This is a genomic window from Amycolatopsis vastitatis, assembly GCF_002234595.1.
GTDB classification, from domain to species: Bacteria; Actinomycetota; Actinomycetes; order Mycobacteriales; family Pseudonocardiaceae; genus Amycolatopsis; species Amycolatopsis vastitatis.
In genome coordinates this window covers 1-281 of the sequence record NZ_NMUL01000154.1, presented here as the reverse complement: position 1 = coordinate 281, position 281 = coordinate 1, and the positions used below count along the sequence as shown (strand labels likewise).

1 protein-coding gene is annotated in these 281 nt (G+C 69.4%); it reads left to right on the top strand.

Features of this window, described 5'->3' with window-relative positions; translation table 11 throughout:
* Nucleotides 1-281 (top strand): MEDS domain-containing protein (locus CF165_RS49845; protein WP_205661266.1); only part of this gene is annotated, 281 nt, incomplete at both ends.

Genomic DNA, 281 nt, shown 5'->3' with positions numbered 1-281 from the left:
GCCGAACACGTCCGGCTCCTGGACATGACAGCCGCCGGCCGCAACCCCGGCCGGATCATCCCCGGTGTGCTGCGTGCCTTCGCCGACACCCATGCCGAGCAGGCCGTCCGCATCATCGGCGAACCGATCTGGCCGGCCCGCACCGACGACGAATACCCCGCCTGCGTCCAGCACGAGGCCCTGATCAACCACGCCTTCACCGGCCGGGACGTCACCATCCTCTGCCCTTACGACACCCAGAACCTGGCACCGGAGGTGCTGGCCGACGCCGAAGCAACCCA